Below are 19,765 nucleotides of genomic sequence, written 5' to 3' on the forward strand. Positions count from 1 at the left end.
CGGGGGGGGGGGGGGGGGGGCCCCCCCCCCGGCGCCCGCCCTTCCCGCCACCACGGGCCCAGACCATCGGGGAGGAGTGGGTCCGAACCCGGAGAGCGCCCGGTGTGCACCCCCCAGAGCAGCGCACACCGGACTCGCGGCACGGCGGCGCGCCTCCACGCGGGGGCCGGGGTCGGTGGGACGACCCCGGCCCGGCCAACCGCCGTGCCCGGTCCCCGTCGCAGGCCCTTCGCCTCGCCGCCCCTCCTACCAGGACGAGTCGGTGCGGACCTGCCCGGCGCCCCCTCGTGATCACCGGTCTGCCACCAACCCTGCCCCGTCGCGCAGCGCGGGGGTGGGATCCCGACCGAATCCGAACGCGGGTATAACGGTGGGCAACGGCCATCTCTGGAGGACCATGCCCACACCGCGCGATCCGGATGACGCGTTCGCGGTGTTGCCCGATCCCGGTCAGGCCGACTCGCTCGACGACGTCGTGGAACGGTTGCGGTCGCTGAAGGTCTGGGCGGGCGACCCGTCGTACGAGACCATCAAGGACCGGGTCAACGGGGCGTGGACCGCGGCCGGTCGCCCGGCGGGCGACCTGGTGGGCAAGACCACCGTCGTGGACTGCTTCCGGCTCGGCAGGCGGCGGCTCAACACCAACCTGGTCCTCGCGGTGGTGTCGGCGCTGCACCCGGACCAGGGGTACGTCGCCCAGTGGCGGCAGGCGCTGCGGGTCGTCGGCGGCGAAACCCGTGCGGCGGCCCAGGTCCGCGTTCAGGACGGCCTCCCCGAGGACCTGAGCGGGTTCACCGGCCGCGCCGCCGAACTGGACGCGCTCGCGGAGGCGCTGACCCGCGGCGGCCGGGACGGCGACCCGGTGGTGGTCTCCGCGATCGAGGGCATGGCGGGCGTCGGGAAGACCCGGCTGGCGATTCACGCCGCCCACCTGCTGGCCCGGCGCGAACCGTTCGACCACGTGCTCTTCGTGAACCTGCGCGGATTCCACCCCGATCCCGGTCAGCCGCCCGCCGATCCCGCCGCCGTCCTGGACGGCTTCCTGCGGCTGCTCGGCGTGCCCGGCCACGAGATCCCGCACGGCCTCACCGAACGCGCCGCCGTCTACCGCGACCGGCTCGGCGGCACCCGCACGCTGGTGCTGCTGGACAACGCGGCCGACGAGGACCAGGTCCGCCCGCTGCTCCCCGACTCCCCCGGCTGCCCCACCCTGGTCACCAGCAGGCGCCACCTCACCGACCTCAAACCCGCCACGCACCTGGCCGTCGACGTGTTCACGCCCGCCGAGGCGCTGCGGTTCCTGGACAACGCCGCGCCGGGGGTGCCGGTCGGGCCCAGCCCGACCGCGGCGGACCGGATCGCCGCGCGGTGCGGCCACCTCCCGCTGGCGCTGAGCCTGGTCGCGGGCCACATCCGCGCCACCCCGGACTGGACGCTGACCGACCACGCCGACCGGCTCGACGAACGCCACCGCGACCGCAGGCTGGAGGGCGGCGTGGAACTCGCGCTCGACCTGTCCTACCGGCGGCTGCCCGCCCAGCGGCGCCGACTGCTGCGGCTGGTCGCGCTGCACCCCGGCCAGGACTTCGACGCCCACGCGGCCGCCGCGCTCGTCGGCACCGACCTGCGCACCGCCCGCACGGACCTGGACCACCTGTGCGACGAGAACCTCCTCCAGGCGACGGCGGGCAGGCACACGTTCCACGACCTCGTGCGCGCCTACGCCGCGGTGCGGGCGGGTGACGAGGACCGCCCGACCGAGCGCCGCGCCGCCCTCACCCGCCTGTTCGACCACTACCTCGCGGGCGCCGCCGCGGCGATGGACGTCCTGTACCCGGCGGAAGCCCACCACCGGCCCCGGATACCGGCGCCCACCACACCGCTTCCGACGACGTCCGACCCGGACGCCGCGCGGGACTGGCTGGACACCGAACGCCCGATCCTCGTCGCGGTGGCCGCGCACACCGCGAACCACGGCTGGCCCGAGCACACCACCCGGCTGTCCGCCACGCTGTTCCGGTACTTCACCGGCGGCCACTTCGCCGACGCGGTGGCGATCCACGGCCACGCGCGGATCGCCGCCGAGCTGACCGGCGACTCCACCGCGCAGGCCGCCGCGCTGACCAACCTCGGTGTCGCGCACATGCAGATGGGCAGGCACGGGTCGGCCGCCGAGTGCTTCGCCGCCGCGCTCCCCCTGTTCCGGCGGAACGACGACCGGGTCGGGGAGGCCCGCGCGGTGCACAACCTCGGCATCGTCGAGCACCGCCTCGGCCGCTACGCCCCCGCCGGCACGCACTACGAGCGGGCGCTGGAGCTGTGCAGGCTGACCGGCGACCGGACCGGCGAAGCCGGGGCGCACAACGGACTGGGCATGGTCGAGTTCCGGCTCGGCCGCCTCACCAGCTCGGCCGACCACCACGAGCGGGCGCTGGCGCTGGTCCGCGAGGCGGGTGACCGGCTCGGCGAGGCCAACACGCTGATGAACCTCGGTGACGTCGAGGTCGCGCTGGACCGACTGGAGTCGGCCGCCGACCACCTGGGCCAGACCTTGGCGCTGTACCGGGCGATGGGCGACCGCGACGGCGAGGCGTGGACGTCGGACAGCCTCGGCGTGCTGGAACTTCGCCGGGGTCGGCCCGACCTCGCGACCGACCACCACGAGCGGGCGCTGGTCATCCACCGGGAGACGGGCGAGCGCGACGGCGAGGCCAACGCGCTCAACGGCCTGGGCGAAGCCGCCCAGGCCGCCGGGCGCGCCGCCGACGCGCTCGCCCACCACACCGCCGCGCTCGCCATCACCACCGCCACGGGGGCGGGTGACGAGCGGGCCCGCGCCCACACCGGACTCGGCAACGCCCACCGCGAGCTGGGCGACGTCACCCCGGCCCGCGAGGAGTACGGGCGGGCGTTGGCCCTCTACACCGAACTCGGCATGCCGGAGGCAGACGTGATCCGCTCCCGGCTCACCGCCCTCGACGGCGAGCGGTGACCATCAGAGGTAGCCGAACACCGGCGGGAACACCAGGACCACGATCCACGCCCACACCGCGAACACCGGGAGGTACGTGGTCTGCCAGCGTTCGAGCGCCGCGAACGGCGTGCTGCGCCGGACGAGACCCAGCAGCAGCCACGCCGCCCAGGTGAGGTTGGCCAGCAGGATGATGTTCTCGCCGAGCGCCGCCGCCTTGTTCGGCGTGGTGCCGAACTCGGAGATGCGGCCGGTGATCTCCAGCAGCACCAGCACGTCGATGGCCAGCGCGCTGACCACGAGTGCGAGCTGGAGCTTGTCGAACAGGCCGGGCGGGGCCAGCGGGTCGCGCGCCGAGATCGAGTAGAGCAGCAGCGCCAGCACCACGACCAGCAGCAGGTCGAACAGGATCAGCGCCTCCCGCTCGACGTCGATGCCCCCGCTGCTGATGCCGAACGCGACGAGGAAAGCCAGCAGCACCAACGTGAACAGCGGCGTGAACAGGCGGGTGAGCACCGGCGCGATGTTCTCGACGACGCTCTGCTTGGCCTCGACGAGCCAGCCGGAGACCACCACCGCGGCCATCCCGCCGCACGGGACGAGCCACTGCCCGACGAACGTCTCCGGGGAGATCCCGATGGCGCTGAAGGTGCCGACCGTGAACCCGATCAGCACGCCACCGCCGAGTCCGATGAGGACGGTGTAGACGAACCACTCGCCGGTGAACCGGATGAAGTCCATCCGGCGGCGCGGTGAGCGCAGGTCGTCGGAGACGTAGGCCAGCCCGACCACGAACCACAGCGCGATGGGCAGGTGGATGCTGGTCAGCACCACCGACATGGACTCCTCGCCGAGCGGGTAGGCGTTGGCCGCCACCGCGCCCAGCGCGAACAGCGCCAGCAGCACACCCATCAGCGCCCTGGGGGCCTTGCGGCGCCAGGCGAGGAACGCCGCCAGCCACGGGAAGGCGAACAGCGCGGCGTTCGGCGCGTAGAAGGCGCCGTCCCGTTCGAACTCCAGGCCGAACAGCTCCGGCACCTTGATCGACGCCGCCGCGCCGAGCGCGCAGACGACCATCGCGAACAGGTCGCGCCGCGACCGGGTGTCCGCTACCGGGCCGTCGGTGTCGCCGGTCAGCACGAGCTGCTTCCACAGGCGTTCCGAGTGCTCCCTGGCGAACTCGCGCGACAGGTCGTCCAGGCTGCCCATCCGCTTGACCGCGACCAGGAACGCCTCGTCGGCGTGCAGGCCCGCCGAGACCAGCTCGTCGACGGACCCCCGGAGGTGGTCCTCGAGCTCGTCGGCGTCGGTCTGCCGCAACTCCCGGCGCCGCTGCACGTAGTGCCGCCACTGCGCGAACTGGGCTTCCAGCTCGTCCTGACCTTCCGTCATGCCGGTCCCCCTAGCGGAATCGCGGTGAACGACCTCGCGTCGCCCGGCCCGCGCCAGATCTCCTTGAGCGCGTCGACGACCGTGTCCCACTGCCGACGCTGCTCGGCCAACTCGGCCAGCCCGCTCTCCGTGACGCGGTAGTACTTGCGCCGCCGCTCCCCCGGCACCGTCTGCCAGGTCGCCTCCACGTGCCCGAGCCGTTCGAGCCGGTGCAACAACGGGTAGAGCAACCCCTCGGTCCAGTCCAACTCCCCACCGGACAACTCGTTGATCCGCCGCAGGATGGCGTACCCGTAGCTGTCCGCCTCGGCGAGGATGCCGAGCACCATCGGCGTGGCCGAGGCGGCCACAAGATCTTTGGCGACTTTCACGCGACCCCGCTCCGTTCGTACCCTAGAAGTACTAGGCATAGTAGTTCTAGGTATCGAGCGGCGCAAGGAACCAGGGCGCTCACCACGCTCCCGGCCCTCCTGGCCGGCACTGGCGCAACCAGTCCGGTACCCGCACAGCGCTTCGCGATCCCGGACGCAGCGGCCGACAGGGATGAGCGGAGTACGATCGCTCGATGACCAGCGAGGACGCCAAAGCGCTGCGAGCCGGACTGATCAGCGCGCTGGCCACGGCGGCGGCCGGCTTCGGCGCGATGACCGCCTTCGCCTTCACCGCTCCGTCCTCGGTGCGACACCTACCCGACCTGTGGAGCTACCAGAGCGCCACCTGGGGCGACGGCATCTTGTTGCCGTTGTCGTGCGGCGCACTGGTGTATTCCCGCGCCAAACTGACCACCAGTGGACTACGCGGGGTAACCGTGGCAGCGGCGGTGGCCGGCGGACTCCTGGGGCTTGCGACTCAGGCTCTGTGGCTCCTGGATGACGATCCCCGGTTGAACTGGACCCTTCCCGAGCCTCATCACTTCACCACCGCCGGGGTGTACCACGGCATGTACCTGGTGACGATGTCCGCTGTCTTCGCCGCCCTGTGGACCTCCGTCCTCTGCCGCGCGAGGGCGGCCGTTCGAAACGGTGATGACGTCGACTGGCCGTCGGTCAGCGGCGGAGCGGGTCTCGCGGTGTGCTCCGGCATCGGCTTCGCCGCCTTGGTCGTCGCCGACAATCAGGTGAGTTCCGGTTCCAGCGCGAGCACGGCCACGCTTGCCGCCATCGGCACCGCACTGGCCTGCGCGCTAGGCACCGGACTCGTCGTCCTCCGGATTCTTCGGCAACGGCGTCGTCTCCGACGGTAGGTTGTTCTCGACCCGTGACTTCACGGCCAGCGGAATGACCATGACCCACACCACCGAGATCGCGAACAATCCCAACGTCGCCTTGTTCTGCCACCAGAGATGGGATCGAAGCCGACTGCGGAACTCACGAATTCCAGCCGGGTTTCCGGCTAGCAATTTAATTTCTCGCCCGAACTCGTGCATGAGGTGCTCGGCGTTCATCTGGGTCGTGTACGCATAAATGCGGTACAGCAGCCACGTCACAGCACCAAAGGCCAGTAGCGGTTTCACGTTCTGCGGGATGTCAGGATTCAGTCGCGCGACCAGGATACTGGGCAACCAACAGGTCGCCGCTGCGAGGAAGAGGTACAGAGCCTGCCCTTGAATGCCGTTGCTCCCGGTACTCCTCACCGTGAGCTGCTGGTGCTCGGTGGAGGTCGAGAACGCCAGGACGAAGTAGATCGCCGCAACGCACACCATACCGAGGCTGAATTGCCCCAAGGTCAGCAACGCGGAGGGGAAGGCGACTCCCCGCCAAGGCCCCACCCACAGTTGCCGCTCCACCATCCACACGACCAAGGCGCTCACGGTGAAAGCACCGACAACAGCCAGCAGGCGGGTGGCACCGTTCTCCAGCACCAGGTGCAGTCGGATCGTGGTGACGATCAGGTCTTCGCCGTAGAAGACGCCGACAGCCACGGCCAGCACGAGGATGTACGCGACGACATAGGGCGGCCACGGAGCGGCCGAGGCCAGGACGTCATGAAGGACCACAGTGCTCAAGCCACCGGACGCGGCCACGACCAGACAGGCGGCGACCGGGTTGACCTGGGGTCTCTCCTTCTCCGCCGGACTCCGCCTTCGAGTCCATGAAGCGACCAGAACCCCCGCCAACGCGACCACCGCCGCGGCGCCGATCGCGTAACCTGTCGCCCACTCGCTCGACGGCGGCTTGGCATCCGTGGGAATGTCCAGACCAAGAGGACGGCCGAGCAGCACGAAAACAGGTACCGCTGCCGCCAGCACGCCAAATCCCGTCAAGAGCGTGGCGATGAGAACCGGCACTTGCGGGGTGTCATTGGTTTCGTCCCGCTCGGCCGCCACCATGAGCGAGTAGAAGGACGGACCAACGAGGTGCGCCGCCACCAGCGCGAGACCGGCGAGTCCCACCATCGCCACCGCCGCGGACGCGGCCGACCACGTCGCCTGATAGGCGCGCGTGGCCAGGGCGATCACGGCAACCACTCCGAAGGCGTAGAGCGCGGCATTGAACTGCGTCTTCCACGTCTGCGGCACGATCACCACGGTCAACCCGCACGCGAGCCCCCACACGAGGACCACCTGTAGTGATCGTGGACTGTTCGACGCAACGGAAAGAGATGCCGACACGCCGCCGATCGCCCAGAGCGGCGCCACCACGATCGCGATCAACCGACTGCGGGCGGTGAGGCCGAACGCCAGCACCACGGCCGCGATGATCACACCCACCAGCATGGCGGGAAGCCACCATGCCAAATGGCTGCGGATCAGTGTCATGAGTAGACCATCGACCCGTTGGGCTGCCCGTTACGACAGATTCGGAACCCATACCCGTTCGGACCACACACCCCGCACAGGTGATTTTGCCGAGGATTCCCCGGTCCGGGCGAACGTCTAATTCAAGGCTGCCGAATTCCAGCCCACGATTTCGCCATTCACCCGTAGAAGGCCCGACGGCGTCACCCGCCCGACGACTTGCGGAGCTTCGCGCGCAGGGCGCGGCGGGCTACCGGGCCGAGGTCGTCGACGACCTCGACGAGGGTCGCCATGCGGTCGAGTGCGTCGAGGGCCGACTGTGCGCCGGCGGGGTCGACGCCCTCGAAGAGTTCCAGGCCGATGAAGCCCGCGCACACGGCTCGGGCGAGGCCTGCGGTGTCCAGGAGCGCGGCGACCGGGGAGTCTGCGAGCAGGCGGTCCAGTGCCTGTTCGATCGGGTCGATCCACAGGTGCAGGGCGGCCGCGGTGGCCTTCGCCAGTTTCGGGTCGGCCTGGGCTCCCGCGAGCATCTGGGCGAGCACCATGACGTTGCCGAGCGCGCGTTCCTCCGTGTGCAGGCCGCGGCCGAGGTCGAGTAGCTGCCGCAGGGTGGTGATCTGGTCTAGCTGCTCCAGGAACGGCGCGACCCTGGCGCTGGTGGCGACCACGCACGCTTCCTCCAGCAGCTCGTGCACGCTGCCGAAGTGGTAGAAGACCAACGCCTGGTTGGCGCCCGCCGCGGCGGCGATCGTCCGCGCGGACGTCCCCGCGATGCCGTGCCGCCGGATCGCCTCGATCGCGCCGTCGATCAGTCGTTGTCGGGTGTCCGCCATGGTGATCACGGTAGGCGTGCGGGGTCGCGGACCTTCACGGGGCGCGCGCAGAGGTACGGGCGGGACAGGACCAGGGCGGTCGCGGTGAGGGCGATCCCGACGAAAACCGGGGCCAGGTGGAGGAGGTCGGTGTAGTGGATCGTGCCGTGCACGACGACCGCTGGCAGGAAGCCGGCGGCCGCGGCGAGCGCGAGCGTCCACCAGACCCAGGCCTCGCCCCGCCGCCACCCCCACGCGCTCAGCAGCGTGATCGCTGCGGCGGCTGCCATCAGCGCCCCGCCGAAGCCCGCCCGGTCGTGCGCGACGAACGACAGCAGCCGCGGGTTGGCGGCGCGCAGGGCGTCCGCGTCGGTCCCGAGGAACTCCAGGTCGCTGGCCACGAAGACGTCGGTGAGCCCGACCGCCGACACGACGACACCGCCGATGAACAGCCCGATCCCGGTGCACACCATCAGGAGTTGCCCGACCAGCGCCCGACGCCGCACGGACTCCGGGCCCTCGGCGAGGACCGTCCACCGAGGACGGTCGGTTCGGCGGTGGACGGCGACCAGGAACATCGGGAACAGCACGACGGCGACCGCGGTGTGCAGCGGTTCCACGAACCCGTGGCCCAGGAAGTAGAGCAGCGACGGGAACCCGATCCACCCGGACACGAGGAACGCCTCACGGGCCCAGCCCCAGCCCTGTCGCAGACCGCCGACGGACAAGCCCGCGTAGAGCACGCCGATCGCCACCATCGTGCCCGCCATGGTGATCCGGTCGTGCTGGAGGAAGTGCACCAGGTGGTGGTTGACCGCGTGCAGCCCGTCCAGCCCGGTGCCGAGGAACTCGCGGTCGTACCAGAGCAGCACCGGTCCGAGCGTGATCGCGGCGGCGCCCAGACCGGCGCCCGCCATGCCGAGGCCGACCAGCAGGCCCCACCACCACGCGGGCCACCGCCGGGGATCGAGGCCGAGGTCGCGCACGGAGGGCGGCGGTTCGGTCGGTGTCGCCGCCTCGGTCACCCTGGCGAACCAGCCGGGCCCGGCCGCCACCAGCACGGCGGGGGTGGCCAGCACCGCCGCCGCGCGGTCGGCGAGCGCGTCGACGGCGGGCGCCACCAGCGGGGACGTCACGTGGAGCGCGGCCGGGTCGGCCTCGGTCCTGACCGCGTCGACGTGCCCAGCCAGCGCGGCCACGACCGCCGCCGCGTCCGGCCCGACCGCGTGCACCACCACCGGGACCCGCCGCCCCTCCGCCGCCTCGCGCACCGCCGGGACGTCGGCGAGGCCGACCGGCGCCACCTCGACGAACCCCGCGCCCACCGGCGGCAACGCGCGCACCGCGTCCCGTGCCACGCCGGGCGGAACCACGGCGCCGAGCCGGTTCCGCACCGCGACGCCCGCGACCGTCCCGGCCAGGTGCGCGGGCGGGTGCCGGTGCCCGAACCCTCGTGCGATCAGGCCGCCGCCACCGGGCAGCGAGCCGACGGTGGCCAGTGCCCGCAACGCGGCCAGCCGCGACCGGCGCGGGCCCAGCAGCGCGGCGGCGATCCCGCGCAGCGGGTGGTAGGTCCAGTCGGGCACTAGGGGGCTCCCGGTGGTGTCCAGCCGAGGACCGGCGCCATGGCGCGCAGGGTCAGGGCGGCGGGGATGGTCCTGGCGGCGAGGTCGCGGACCGCCACCGCGGGCGGCCACGACCACAGTGCGACGGAGCCGAGCCGGGCCGACCGGCGGACGACCGCGCGGGTCCGCGGTCGGCGCACCGCGTCGTAGCGGGCCAGCGCCGCGTCGACGTCCGCGGTCGCGGCCAGGCAGTCGGCGAGCGTGACCGCGTCCTCCAACGCCTGGCACGCGCCCTGCCCGAGCATCGGGTCCATCGCGTGCGCCGCGTCGCCCAGCAGCACCGCCCGACCGCGCACGTAGGTCGACAGCGGCGGCAGGGCGTGGACGTCGTGGCGGAGCACGCGGTCCGCGGGGACGGCCGCCAGCAGCGCGGGGATCGGGTCGGGCCAGCCGCCGAACCGGCTCAGCAGTTCGGCGTGGGCACCACGGCCGGGCGGCGCGGCGGCGGTGAAGCAGGGGAACCGGCGGCCGGGCAGCGTGGGGATCGGGTCGAGCCAGCCCTGCGCCTCGGCGTGGACAGCGCCACCCGCCGCCGCAGAATCACCGGTTCGGCTCAGCTCCTCGGCGTGAGCGCCGGGCGCCGTGGCGGCGAAGCAGTAGAACCTGCCGCCGGGCAGCGCGGTGAACCCGAACCGCTCGCCACGGCCCCACAGCACCGCCCCCTCCGGTCGCAGGCCGGGCAGCGGTTCGGTGATCGCGCGCCACGCGACGTGGCCCGACTTGACGGGCTCCGCCGCGTCCGGCCACCACTGCCGCCGCACGCCGCTGCGCAGGCCGTCGGCGCCGACCACCAGGTCCGCGCGCACGGTCCCGCCCCGGAACTCGACCACCACGCCCTCGCCGTCCCGGCGGATCGCGCCGACCTCGCTGCCCGGTCGCAGCACGGCGGGCGGCAGCGCCTCGACCAGCACGCGGACCAGTTCGGCCCGGTGCACCACGACGAGCGGCCAGCCGTGGCGCCGCGCGATCTCGCCGTTGTCCACCCTGGACAGCCAGCGGCCCCGACGATCGCGGACGCCACCCGCCGTCTCGACCGCGCCGACCGCCCGCACCTCCTCGGCCAGGCCGAGCGCCCCGAGCGCGCGCATCGCGTTCGGCCACAGCGACAGCCCCGCGCCGACCTCGGTGAACTCCGCGGCCCGTTCCAGCACCACGACCCGCCACCCGGACCGGTGCAGCGCCAGCGCGGCGGCCAGCCCACCGATCCCACCCCCGACCACAGCCGCGACCCGCTCGACCATCGGACTCTCCTTCTTGAGCGGTCGCTCAAAAGAAGCATAGGTCGTTTTGAGCGACCGCTCAACCACGAAAGCGTGACTCCGAACGGTGTAACCAGTCGGGCCGCCCCGTCGATACAGACCAGACCAGCGACGGAAGGACTTTGGCGGTGCGATGTGGTCGCGTTGATGTAGTCCTGTCGTTCGCGTTGGGGACGCTCTTGGTCTGCGGTGTGGTGGACGTGGTGGTGGCCGTGCTCTGGGGCGCGTGGTGGCTGTGGACCGTGGGCGGGCTGTGCCTGGCGGCCGCGGCGGTGGTCGCGGCCAAGTGGCACGGGCACGCGACCCGGTGCGACGCCCCGCCGTCCGCCGCGGAGCCTCCCGAACGCCTGCGGTCGGTCGCGGACGTGCTGAAAGCCGTCGCCTGAACGCGGCGGCAAACCTCCGGACGGCGGCCTCAGGTCCCGCAGAAGGTCCGGTAGGCGCCGAAGTCCTCCGGCGCGGGCGCCGCGTAGCGCTCCAGGCCGGGACGCTCGTCGTACGGAGCGGTCACCGCCTCCAGGAGCCGGTCGAGCGGCCCCTGGTCACCGTCCGTCGCGGCGGCGAGCGCCTCCTCGACCAGGTGGTTGCGCGGGATGTACACCGGGTTCACCCGGTCCATCACGGCGGCGTCCGGACCGAGGGCCCGCCAGCGCGCCAGCCAGCCGTCGATCCCGGCGAGGTCCAGGAACACCTCCCGAGCGGGCTCGGCGTCACCGCGGGCGGCCGAACCGAGGCGGCGGTAGAACGACGTGTGGTCGACGTGGTTCTCCCGCAGGAGGGTGAGCAGGTCGTCGACCAGCGCCGCGGCGTCGACGCCGTCCGGCAGGCCGAGCTTCGCGCGCATCCCGGCCGACCAGGCGCTCTCGAAGTGCTCGCGGAACGCTCCGAGCGCCTCGACCGCCAGCTCGACGCCCTGCTCCTGGTCGTCGGAGAGCAGCGGGAGCAGGGCCTCGGCCAGCCGGGCGAGGTTCCACTGCGCCACCGCGGGCTGGTTGCCGAAGGCGTAGCGGCCGCCGTGGTCGATGGAGCTGTACACGGTCGCCGGGTCGAACGCATCGAGGAACGCGCACGGCCCGTAGTCGATGGTCTCGCCGGAGATCGTCATGTTGTCGGTGTTCATCACCCCGTGCACGAACCCCACGAGCATCCACCGCGCCACCAGCGCCGCCTGCGCCGCGACGACCGCCTCGAAGAGCGCGAGGTGACGCCCCTCGGCCCCCGCCGCGGCCGGGTGGTGGCGGTCGATCGCGTGGTCCGCGAGCCTGCGCAGCAGGTCGACGTCGTCCGTGGCGCGCGCGTACTGGAAGCTGCCGACGCGCAGGTGGCTGCTCGCCGTCCGGGCCAGCACGGCCCCCGGCAGCACCGTCTCGCGGCGCACCGGACGGCCGGTCGCCACCACGGCCAGCGACCGGGTCGTCGGAATCCCGAGCGCGTGCATCGCCTCGCTGACCACGTACTCGCGCAGCATCGGCCCGACCGCGGCCAGTCCGTCTCCCCCGCGCGCGAACGGTGTCCGCCCGGACCCCTTCAGGTGCAGGTCGCGCAGCCCGCCGTCGGCGTGCACCAGCTCACCGAGCAGCAACGCCCGCCCGTCCCCCAACCGCGGCGAGTAGTTCCCGAACTGGTGACCGGCGTAGGCCTGCGCCACCGGCGCCGCCCCCTCGGGCACGTGCCCGCCGACCAGCAGCCGCAGCCCCTCACCCTCCCGCAGCCAGTCGACGTCGAGCCCGAACTCCCCGGCCAGCCGCTCGTTGAGCACCAGCAGGCGCGGCTCGGGGGCCTCCTCGGCCTGCCAGGCCATGGCCATCTCGGGAAGCGCGCGGGCGAACTGGTCGCCCAGGGTGGCGGTCGACGCCGGTGCGGTGCTCACGCCGTCAACGGTACTTGCGCGGGCACTTGGCCCCAAAAGACGGCGAGATCATGACTCGTCCCCTCGAAAGCGGCCGGTTTCCCGCCATCATGGTCACCGAGGCGGACAGTCCACGCGGCCGCCTCGTACCCGTCGAGGAGGACGGCATGACCACCACGGTTCAGTTCACGACGCTCTGCGAGGCCTTCCAGCACACGGCGGCGCTCAGGCCCGACGCGGTGGCGTTGCGCACCCTGGGTGGTGCGCAGGAGTTGACGTGGCGGGAGTATGCCGACCGGGTGCGGCGGGTCGCGGGTGGGCTGGACTCGCTCGGGCTTCGGCGGGGCGACACGATGGCGTTGCTGCTGACCAACCGGCCCGAGTTCAACCTCGTCGACACGGCCGCGCTGCACCTCGGGCTGGTGCCGTTCTCGATCTACCAGACGTCGGCGCCCGCGCAGATCGCGTACCTGCTGCGGCACTCGCGGTGCCGGGTCGTGGTGACCGAGCGGCAGTTCCTCGACCAGGTGCGGGCCGCGGGGGTGCCGGTCGAGCACCTGGTCGTCGTGGACGGCCCGGTCGAGGGGACCGCCTCGCTGGGGCTGGACGACCTGGAGAACACCGAGGCGGACGGGTTCGACTTCGACGCGACCTGGCGCTCGGTCGAGGGCTCGGACGTGCTGACGCTGATCTACACCTCCGGCACGACCGGTGACCCCAAGGGCGTCGAGCTGACCCACGCCAACGTGCTGGCCGGGATCATGGCGGTGGACGACGAACTCGGCGTGCACGCGGAGGACCGGACCATCTCGTACCTGCCGTCGGCGCACATCGCCGACCGGGTGTCGGCGCACTACATCCAGATCGCCCACGGGATCGAGGTCACCTCGATCACCGATGCCCGCCGGGTCGCCGAAGCGCTGGTGGACGCCCGGCCCACGTTCTGGTTCGCCGTCCCGAGGGTCTGGCAGAAGATCAAGCTCGCGCTCGAGTCACGGCTGGCGGCGGCACCCGCCGAGCAGGCGGCGGCGATCTCGCGCGCGTTCGAGGTGGCGCTCGCCAGGGTGCGCGCCCAGCAGGCCGGGCTGGACGTCGAGCCGGAGGTGGAGGCCGAGTTCCAGGCGCTCGACCAGGCCGTGCTGGCGCCGATGCGCGCGGCGATCGGGTTCGACCGGATGCGGTGGGCGATGTCCGGCGCCGCCGCCATCGCGCCGAAGACGCTGGAGTTCTTCATGGCGCTGGGCCTCACGATCGTGGAGGTCTGGGGCATGTCCGAGACGACCGGCGCCGCCACCTACAACCCGCCGTCCAAGGTGAAGATCGGCACCGTCGGCGTCGCCGTCCCCGGCGTGGACCTCCGCGTCGACGAGGACGGCGAACTGCTGGTGCGCGGTCCCATCCTGATGAGCGGCTACCGCGACGACCCGGCCCGCACCGCCGAGACGTTCACCGAGGACGGGTGGCTGCGCACCGGTGACGTGGTGACGATCGACGACGAGGGCTACGTGACGATCGTCGACCGCAAGAAGGAGCTGATCATCAACTCCGGCGGCAAGAACATGTCGCCGACCGCCATCGAGAACACCGTCAAGGTCGCCTGCCCGCTGGTCGGCGAGATCGTCGTGATCGGCGACGACCGCTCGTACAACACGGCGCTGGTCGCGCTGGAGCCGGACGTGTCCGCCGCGGTGGCGGCCAAGGCGGGCATCGCCGACGCCTCCCCCGCCGCCCTGTCGCGGCACCCGGTCGTGGTCGAGGCGATCAGGGCGGGGATCGCCGAGGCCAACGCGAAGCTCTCGCGGATCGAGCAGGTCAAGCGGTTCCGGGTGCTCCCGACGATCTGGGAGCCCGGTGGTGACGAGATCACGCCGACGATGAAGCTCAAGCGCCGCAACATCGGCCGGAAGTACGCCGCCGACGTCGAGGTGCTGTACCAGGAGTCACTGGCGGAGGGCGTGCACGAGCCCTCCGAGCGGACCGGGTGACGGCGGCGACACCTCCGCGGTGACCCCGGTGGCCGGGTGGTAAGGATGGACGTGAGCCCGGCCGGGTGGTCGGCCGTCAGGCGGAGGAGGTCCACGACCCGGCCCGCCGGGTGGTCGACCTCCTCGGCGCCCGACCCGACCCGGAGGACCGTTGATCACCCAGCCCGTCGTCACCACCCGCCACGGGAGCGTTCGAGGCAGCGCCACCGACTCGAACGTCCTGGTCTTCAAGGGGATCCCGTACGCCGCGCCGCCGGTGGGGCCGAACAGGTTCCAGCCGCCGCGGGAGCCCGAGCCGTGGTCGGGGCCTCGGGACGCCACCCGGTTCGGCCCCACCGCGCCGCAGACCGCGGGCGACGGCCCGCTGGGCGACCTGGTCCCGCGGGCGATCACCCCCGGTGACGACCACCTCAACCTCAACGTCTGGACTCCCTCGACCACGGGCCGCGCGCCGGTCATGGTGTTCGTCCACGGCGGGTCGTTCACCAGCGGCTCGGGCTCGATCCACGGCTACGACGGCACCCGGTTCGCCCGTGACGGCGTGGTGCTGGTGACGATCAACTACCGGCTCGGCGCGGACGGCTTCCTCTGGTTCGGCGATGGCGTGCCGAACCTCGGCCTGCTGGACCAGGTCGCCGCGCTGGAGTGGGTCCGCGACAACATCGCCGGGTTCGGCGGCGACCCGGACAACGTCACCGCCTTCGGCGAGTCCGCGGGCGCGATGAGCGTGTGCTCGCTGCTCGCCATGCCCGCCGCGAAGGGCCTGTTCCACCGCGCCATCGCCCAGTCCGGCGCGGGCCACAGCAGCGTCTCCCCGGCCACGGCCCGGCTGATCGGCACCCGGCTGGCCGCGATCCTCGGCGTCGCCCCGACCCGCGAAGCCGTCGCGGAGGTCCCCGTGGAGCGGTTGCTGGCCGCGCAGGACCAGGTGGCTCGGGAGGTCGGCGCCAAACCGAGGGTGGGCCGCTGGGGTGACGTGGCGCGCAACCTGATGCCGTTCGAGCCGGTGGTGGACGGCGACGTGCTGCCCGCGGCCCCGATCGCCGCCGTCGCGGCGGGCGTGAGCGCGGAGGTCGACGTGCTGATCGGCACGAACACCGAGGAGGCGCGGCTGTTCCTCGTCCCGACCGGCGCCATGGCGAGGATGAACGCCCTGGCCCCGCACGTCGTGGCGCGGCGGTACGGGCTGCCCGCCCGCACGGCGGTCCGCCGGTACCGCGCCAACCGGCCGGGCGCCACGCCGGGCGACCTGGTGAGCGCGATCATCACCGACTGGTACTACCGCATCCCCGCCCTGCGGCTGGCGGAGGGCCACCGGGGCAGCGCGCACGTGTACGAGTTCGCCTGGCGCTCCCCCGCCTACGGCGGCACGCTGGGCGCCTGCCACGCCATCGAGCTGCCATTCGTCTTCGACAACCTCGACGACCCCGCGCTCGCCGCCATCACCGACGGCCACCCGCCCCGTGAGCTGGCCGACACCGTGCACCGGGCGTGGGTCGACTTCGCCACGAGCGGCGATCCCGGCTGGCCCGCCTACCGGGCGGACCACCGCGTCGCGATGCGCTTCGACACCGCGTCGGCGACCACCGTCGACGACCGGGCCGACGAGCGCCTCCTCTGGGAGGGCCGCCGCTGAACGGCCGGTGGCCCCCGGCGCCGGAGCGCCGAGGGCCACCAAGGCCGCGAACGGGTCACCGCTCGCCGACCGAGACCTCCACCTTCTTCTCCGCCACGGGGGCCTTCTCGGTCAGCGCCGAGCCCTCGACGTCCAGCGCGGGCAGCCAGTTCAGCCAGCGCGGCAGCCACCAGGCGCGCTCGCCGAGCAGGGCGAGCGCGGCGGGGACGAGGACCATGCGGACGACGAACGCGTCGAAGAGGATGCCCGCGGCGAGCGCGAAGGCGATCGACTTCAGGGTGGCGTCACCGGCGGGCACGAAGCCCGCGAACACCGAGAACATGATCAGCGCCGCCGCGACGACCACGGGGGCCGCCTGCCGGAAGCCGGTGCGGATCGCGTCCAGCGGCGCGGCTCCGTGGCTGTGCGCCTCGTGCATCCGGGACACCAGGAAGATCTGGTAGTCCATCGCGAGGCCGAACAGGATGCCGATCACCAGGATCGGGGTGAGGCTGATCAGCGGTCCGGTGCTGTCGAGTGCGACCAGGTCGGCCAGCCAGCCCCACTGGAACACCGCGACCGTGGCGCCCAGCGAGGCGCCGATGGTCAGCAGGAAGCCGAGCACGCCGACGAGCGGCACGAGCAGCGAGCGGAAGACGAGCACCAGCAGCGCCAGCGCCAGGCCGACGACCAACGCGAGGTAGATCGGCAGGGCGTCGTCGAGGCTCTTGGCGACGTCGACGCTGACCGCCGTGGCGCCGGTGACGGAGAAGCCCGGACCGTCGGTGGCGGCGGGCAGCGCGCGCAGGTCCTCCACGAGCTGCTCGGTGTCCTCGCTGGTGGGGCCGGACTTCGGGATCACGGTGACCAGCGCGGCGGTGCCGTCCGCGTTCGGGATCGGCGGGGTCACGAGGGCGACGTCGTTCAGGGCGGCGATCGACGGGCCCGCCTTCTCGGCGGCGGCCGGGGCACCGGCGCCGTCGAACAGCACGATGATCGGGCCGTTGAACCCGGCGCCGAAGCCGTCGGTGAGGATCTGGTCGGCACGCGCCTGGGTGCTGTCCGAGGCGGGGCGCTGCACCAGGGTGGTGTGCATCGAGGCGAACGGGATCGAGACCACGGCGAGCGCGGCCACCGCGAGCGCCAGCGACAGGACGCGCTGACGCGTGACGACGGTGCTCCAGCGGGCCAGGAACCCGCGGCCGCTCGTCACCTCGGCGTCGTCCGCGACGACGACCCCGCGCTGCTTGCGCGGCAGCACGCGCTGTCCGAGCAGGCTCAGGGCCGCCGGGACGAGGGTGATCGCGACCAGCACGGCGACGACGATGGTCGCGGCGGCGGCGACACCCATCTGGGTCAGGAACGGGATGCCGACCACGACCAGGCCGGTCAGGGCGATGACCACGGTCAGGCCGGCGGTGACGACGGCCGAGCCCGCGGTGCCCACGGCCGTGGAGATGGCGGCTCCGACGTCGGAGCCGCGGCGCAGCTCGTGGCGGAACCGGGTGACGATGAACAGGGCGTAGTCGATGCCGACGGCGAGGCCGAGCATGCCCGCCAGGATCGGGGTGGTCGACGACAGGTCGGCGAAGCCGGTGGCGATGGTGACGCCCAGGACGCCGATGCCGACACCCACGAGCGCGGTCAGCAGGTTCATCCCGGCGGCGATCAGCGAGCCGTAGGTGATGACCAGGATCAGCAGGGCGACGACGACGCCGAGGCCCTCGGCGATGCCGCCGATGTGGAAGGCGGGCTGGACGGCCTGGCCGGTGGCCTCGACGGTGAAGCCGGTGCTCCTGGCCTCGTCCACGGCCTTGAGCAGGGCGTCCTGCTGTTCGACGGTCACCTCGCCGACGGCCGCGGTGTACGTCACGGTGCTGTAGGCGGTGTTCTGCTGGGCGTTGACCGACGGGGCGGCCGGGTCCAGCGGGTTGGTGGCCGACTCGACGCCGGGCAGGCCGCCGAGCTTCGCGACCAGCTCACCGAGCGCCTTGGCGCCCTCCGGCGTGGTCAGCGTCCGCCCTTCGGGGGCGCGCACCACGACCTTGGCCTGGGCGCCGTCGGAGCCGAACTCCTGGCCGATCCGCTCCAGGGCGGTGGTCGACTCCTGGCCGGGGATGGAGAAGGAGCTGGAGGTCTCCCCGGCGAGGGTGACGGCTCCGGCGCCCGCGCCGAAGAGCACGACCAGCCAGACGGCGATCACGGAGAACCGGTGCCGGTGCGCGAACGCCCCGATCCGGGACAGGAAACGTGCCATGGAGATCAGTCCTCAACCTGGTCGGAGTCAGAACGGGACGCGCCGGGACGACCGTGGCCGAGCGCGTCGAAGCAGGTGGCGATGATGTGGGGGCGCCAGGTGGCGACCTGGTCGGACCGGTGCGCGGCGAGGCCGAGGACGGCCAGCACGACCAGCGCGCCCGCCACCCGGACGCTGCGCTCGGTCACGGGGGTCAGCGGGTCGAGGCCGAACGCCTCGAACGCGGCTCCCCCGATGCCGCCGTCGGCGGGCTTGATGGCGTCGGAGCTGCCCTGCATGACGGGCGTGAGGAGCATGGCGACCAGGCCGGGGTGGGCGAACGCGACGTCGACCAGCACCTCGATGGCCGACCGGTCGCGGTCGACGCCCGCGGGCAGGTGCCGCACCTGGGCGAGCACCCGTTCCCCCAGCGAGACCGCCTGGGCGACGACGGCCTCGTGCAGCGCGTCCTTGCTCGGGAAGTGGTGCAGCAGACCGGTTTTCGACAGGCCGACGGCGTCGGCGACCTCCTGCACGGAGGTCTTGGCGACGCCGCGGCGGGCGAAGAGGGCGGCGGCCTGGTCGAGGATGCTCTCGTCGACCTGCTGCCGGAACGGTCGGGTCATGACGACCACGGTACGAGCTTGCGGACCAAGTTGGTCTGTTTACCGACCAACTTGGTCGGTGGCCTTCGTCATAGTCCCGGACGGGCGGGGCGCGCCGGAGCCCCCCCCGCCGCTGTCAACTACCAGGACACGGGGATGAAGACGTCCGAGTCGCGGTTGGACGACGCGAGGTGGTCGCGCCGCGAGACGATCGCGCACGTCACGACGCCGCAGTCGAGCCCGGCCGTCACCTTGGTGACCCGGATCTGGGTGGTGAAGCTGCCGTCGGCGGCGATCGGCGAGGACGGGTTGCCGGGCACGCCCGCGTTGGTGACCCACGCGGAGGCCGTGACGCCGCCGCCCTGACCGTCGCCACCGGAGCACGGCGACGGCTTCACGCCGTACTCGTAGTCGTCGGGCACCTGGCAGAGCGCGATGTAGTAGCCGGCCGACGGCGAGTAGCCGGTGCCGGTGACCGTGACGGTCTCCCCCGACGCCACGAGCCCGCTCGCGTTCGAGGCGGACAGGGTGAGGCCGTTGCGGGACGCGCTGCCGGGGGCCGCGGACGCGGGGAGGGCGAGTCCGACCGTCACGGCGAACGCCGAGGCGAGGACCAGGACGACGCGCGCGGAGGAGCGGAGCGACATGTGGGTTTCTTCCCTTCGAACGGGGTGTCCGT

The 19,765-nt window shown here is 72.6% G+C and carries 15 protein-coding genes; 5 read left to right on the plus strand and 10 right to left on the minus strand.

The genetic code is table 11. From position 1 onward, the window contains the following. Nucleotides 1-397: 397 nt before the first annotated feature. Nucleotides 398-2,992 carry a tetratricopeptide repeat protein gene (locus NZH93_RS00520; RefSeq protein WP_259620844.1) on the plus strand — a complete coding sequence of 865 codons (2,595 nt, stop codon included), beginning with the start codon at nucleotides 398-400 and terminating at the stop codon, nucleotides 2,990-2,992. 3 nt (nucleotides 2,993-2,995) lie between these two features. Here the strand turns inward: NZH93_RS00520 and NZH93_RS00525 are convergent, their stop codons facing one another. Together NZH93_RS00525 and NZH93_RS00530 are read right to left on the minus strand one after the other, a co-directional pair. Then, on the minus strand, nucleotides 2,996-4,363 hold the full coding sequence (locus NZH93_RS00525) for a permease prefix domain 1-containing protein (RefSeq protein ID WP_259620845.1): 1,368 nt from the start codon (nucleotides 4,361-4,363) through the stop codon (nucleotides 2,996-2,998). Further along, nucleotides 4,360-4,734: a PadR family transcriptional regulator gene (locus tag NZH93_RS00530; RefSeq protein WP_259620846.1), complete on the minus strand. Its 375-nt coding sequence runs from the start codon at nucleotides 4,732-4,734 to the stop codon at nucleotides 4,360-4,362. Before NZH93_RS00530 ends, NZH93_RS00525 begins: the two co-directional genes overlap by 4 nt. A gap of 194 nt (nucleotides 4,735-4,928) precedes the next feature. Here NZH93_RS00530 and NZH93_RS00535 point away from each other — a divergent pair, with 194 nt between their 5' ends. Next, nucleotides 4,929-5,606, plus strand: coding sequence for a hypothetical protein (locus NZH93_RS00535; RefSeq protein WP_259620847.1), 678 nt, complete (start codon nucleotides 4,929-4,931; stop codon nucleotides 5,604-5,606). Here the strand turns inward: NZH93_RS00535 and NZH93_RS00540 are convergent. The 4 genes from NZH93_RS00540 to NZH93_RS00555 all read right to left on the minus strand — a co-directional run bounded on the left by NZH93_RS00540 (nucleotide 5,547) and on the right by NZH93_RS00555 (nucleotide 10,778). Then, entirely contained in the window at nucleotides 5,547-7,121 is a 1,575-nt protein-coding gene (locus NZH93_RS00540; RefSeq protein ID WP_259620848.1) for a hypothetical protein, read from the minus strand. The genes NZH93_RS00535 and NZH93_RS00540 overlap by 60 nt on opposite strands. A 182-nt stretch (nucleotides 7,122-7,303) precedes the next feature. Further along, the gene (locus tag NZH93_RS00545) at nucleotides 7,304-7,933 is read right to left on the minus strand and encodes a TetR/AcrR family transcriptional regulator (protein WP_259620849.1); all 630 of its coding nucleotides are present in this window, start codon (nucleotides 7,931-7,933) and stop codon (nucleotides 7,304-7,306) included. A gap of 5 nt (nucleotides 7,934-7,938) precedes the next feature. Next, the gene (locus NZH93_RS00550) at nucleotides 7,939-9,498 is read right to left on the minus strand and encodes a hypothetical protein (RefSeq protein WP_259620850.1); all 1,560 of its coding nucleotides are present in this window, start codon (nucleotides 9,496-9,498) and stop codon (nucleotides 7,939-7,941) included. Then, nucleotides 9,498-10,778, minus strand: coding sequence for an FAD-dependent monooxygenase (locus NZH93_RS00555; RefSeq protein ID WP_259620851.1), 1,281 nt, complete (start codon nucleotides 10,776-10,778; stop codon nucleotides 9,498-9,500). Before NZH93_RS00555 ends, NZH93_RS00550 begins: the two co-directional genes overlap by 1 nt. 146 nt (nucleotides 10,779-10,924) lie before the next feature. Here NZH93_RS00555 and NZH93_RS00560 point away from each other — a divergent pair, with 146 nt between their 5' ends. Next, entirely contained in the window at nucleotides 10,925-11,182 is a 258-nt protein-coding gene (locus NZH93_RS00560; protein WP_259620852.1) for a hypothetical protein, read from the plus strand. A 29-nt stretch (nucleotides 11,183-11,211) separates the two neighbouring features. On the opposite strand, the gene NZH93_RS00565 is transcribed toward NZH93_RS00560, so the two are convergent. Continuing rightward, complete coding sequence (locus NZH93_RS00565; RefSeq protein WP_259620853.1) at nucleotides 11,212-12,666, minus strand: protein adenylyltransferase SelO; 1,455 nt, start codon at nucleotides 12,664-12,666, stop codon at nucleotides 11,212-11,214. Nucleotides 12,667-12,812: 146 nt separating this feature from the next. Between NZH93_RS00565 and NZH93_RS00570 the strand changes: the two genes are divergently transcribed. Together NZH93_RS00570 and NZH93_RS00575 are read left to right on the plus strand one after the other, a co-directional pair. Next, the gene (locus tag NZH93_RS00570; RefSeq protein WP_259620854.1) at nucleotides 12,813-14,630 is read left to right on the plus strand and encodes an AMP-binding protein; all 1,818 of its coding nucleotides are present in this window, start codon (nucleotides 12,813-12,815) and stop codon (nucleotides 14,628-14,630) included. Between the two features lie 151 nt (nucleotides 14,631-14,781). Beyond that, nucleotides 14,782-16,266 carry a carboxylesterase/lipase family protein gene (locus tag NZH93_RS00575; protein ID WP_259620855.1) on the plus strand — a complete coding sequence of 495 codons (1,485 nt, stop codon included), beginning with the start codon at nucleotides 14,782-14,784 and terminating at the stop codon, nucleotides 16,264-16,266. Between the two features lie 55 nt (nucleotides 16,267-16,321). On the opposite strand, the gene NZH93_RS00580 is transcribed toward NZH93_RS00575, so the two are convergent. From NZH93_RS00580 to NZH93_RS00590, 3 genes are all read right to left on the minus strand, one after another. Beyond that, nucleotides 16,322-18,502 carry an MMPL family transporter gene (locus NZH93_RS00580; protein WP_259620856.1) on the minus strand — a complete coding sequence of 727 codons (2,181 nt, stop codon included), beginning with the start codon at nucleotides 18,500-18,502 and terminating at the stop codon, nucleotides 16,322-16,324. Between the two features lie 5 nt (nucleotides 18,503-18,507). Continuing rightward, complete coding sequence (locus tag NZH93_RS00585; protein WP_259620857.1) at nucleotides 18,508-19,107, minus strand: TetR/AcrR family transcriptional regulator; 600 nt, start codon at nucleotides 19,105-19,107, stop codon at nucleotides 18,508-18,510. A 119-nt stretch (nucleotides 19,108-19,226) separates the two neighbouring features. Beyond that, entirely contained in the window at nucleotides 19,227-19,733 is a 507-nt protein-coding gene (locus NZH93_RS00590) for a neocarzinostatin apoprotein domain-containing protein (RefSeq protein ID WP_259620858.1), read from the minus strand. Nucleotides 19,734-19,765: the final 32 nt, after the last annotated feature.

It is taken from the genome of Umezawaea endophytica, assembly GCF_025061645.1.
Taxonomy (GTDB): domain Bacteria; phylum Actinomycetota; class Actinomycetes; order Mycobacteriales; family Pseudonocardiaceae; genus Umezawaea; species Umezawaea endophytica.

Bases quoted from the DNA above. Each gene is read 5' to 3' on its own strand.
- NZH93_RS00520 (WP_259620844.1), top strand. From the start codon at position 398: ATGCCCACACCGCGCGATCCGGATGACGCGTTCGCGGTGTTGCCCGAT.
- NZH93_RS00525 (WP_259620845.1), bottom strand. From the start codon at position 4,363: ATGACGGAAGGTCAGGACGAGCTGGAAGCCCAGTTCGCGCAGTGGCGG.
- NZH93_RS00535 (WP_259620847.1), top strand. From the start codon at position 4,929: ATGACCAGCGAGGACGCCAAAGCGCTGCGAGCCGGACTGATCAGCGCG.
- NZH93_RS00540 (WP_259620848.1), bottom strand. From the start codon at position 7,121: ATGACACTGATCCGCAGCCATTTGGCATGGTGGCTTCCCGCCATGCTG.
- NZH93_RS00545 (WP_259620849.1), bottom strand. From the start codon at position 7,933: ATGGCGGACACCCGACAACGACTGATCGACGGCGCGATCGAGGCGATC.
- NZH93_RS00555 (WP_259620851.1), bottom strand. From the start codon at position 10,778: ATGGTCGAGCGGGTCGCGGCTGTGGTCGGGGGTGGGATCGGTGGGCTG.
- NZH93_RS00570 (WP_259620854.1), top strand. From the start codon at position 12,813: ATGACCACCACGGTTCAGTTCACGACGCTCTGCGAGGCCTTCCAGCAC.
- NZH93_RS00580 (WP_259620856.1), bottom strand. From the start codon at position 18,502: ATGGCACGTTTCCTGTCCCGGATCGGGGCGTTCGCGCACCGGCACCGG.
- NZH93_RS00585 (WP_259620857.1), bottom strand. From the start codon at position 19,107: ATGACCCGACCGTTCCGGCAGCAGGTCGACGAGAGCATCCTCGACCAG.
- NZH93_RS00590 (WP_259620858.1), bottom strand. From the start codon at position 19,733: ATGTCGCTCCGCTCCTCCGCGCGCGTCGTCCTGGTCCTCGCCTCGGCG.